Origin of the sequence: Saccharopolyspora hirsuta (assembly GCF_008630535.1) — a bacterium.
GTDB lineage: Bacteria > Actinomycetota > Actinomycetes > Mycobacteriales > Pseudonocardiaceae > Saccharopolyspora > Saccharopolyspora hirsuta.
The window spans coordinates 1-890 of the sequence record NZ_VWPH01000042.1 but is presented as its reverse complement, the minus strand read 5'-3'; the positions used below and the strand labels follow the sequence as shown (position 1 = coordinate 890).

Here is an 890-nt window from a genome sequence, read left to right as displayed (position 1 = left end):
CTTACAGCTGGTTTCATAATGAAGTCGGCAGCTTGCGGTAGCAGACGAGGACGCAGGCCAGGTGCATGAGGCCAAGGTGGATGTCGGCTCGGCGTTCCCAGCGGATCCGTAGACGCTTGAACTGGTGCAGCCAGGCGAACATCCGCTCAACTACCCATCTGATCTTGCCGAGACCGGAGCCGTGAGCGGTGTTCTTGCGAGCGATTCGCGGGACGATGCCCTTGTCTCGCAGGGTCTTGCGATGATGGTCGTAGTCATAGCCGCGGTCGCCGTAGAGCCAGCGCGGGCGCTGACGAGGCCGGCCGCGTTTCCCGCGGATCACTGGAAGCGCCTCGACCAGGGGTATGAGCTGCGTGCTGTCGTGCCGGTTGCCACCAGTAGCAGACACCACGAGCGGAATACCGTTGCCGTCGGTGATCACATGGTGCTTGGAACCGAGCCGAGCCCGATCGACGGGCGAGGGGCCCGTCGCTTCCCCCCTTTCAACGCCCGTACATGCGACCCATCCACCACCGCCACATCCAGATCGAGCCGATCCAGCGCTCGCAGCTGGTCAAGCAAGAGCTTGTGCACCGCGTCGAACACCCCGGCCTCGGTCCAGTCCCGCAACCGACGCCAACAGGTCACCCCGGAGCAGCCGAACACCTCACGCGGCAGCTCCCGCCACGAGATCCCGGTCTTGAGCACGAACACGATCCCCGCCAACGCCGCCCGGTCATCCACCGGCAACCGACCCGGATACCGACTCCGCCGCACAGGCCTCGGCGGCAGCAACGGCTCCACCCGCTGCCACAGACTGTCGGGAACCAACTTCTCAATCACCACATCAGCATGCCCACACTTGATCAACTACGGCCAGCAGACGCGCCGATCATTTTGAAACGAGTTGT

The 890-nt window shown here is 63.9% G+C and carries 1 protein-coding gene; it reads right to left on the bottom strand.

What is annotated here, in order from left to right; genetic code table 11:
• Window positions 1–13 precede the first annotated feature (13 nt).
• Window positions 14–822, bottom strand: a protein-coding gene (locus F1721_RS34230; RefSeq protein WP_150071003.1) for an IS5 family transposase whose coding sequence is annotated in 2 segments (ribosomal slippage) — window positions 14–471 and window positions 471–822 — 810 coding nt in all. Because the reading frame shifts where the segments join, the coding sequence is not laid out codon by codon here.
• Between the last annotated feature and the right edge of the window lie 68 nt (window positions 823–890).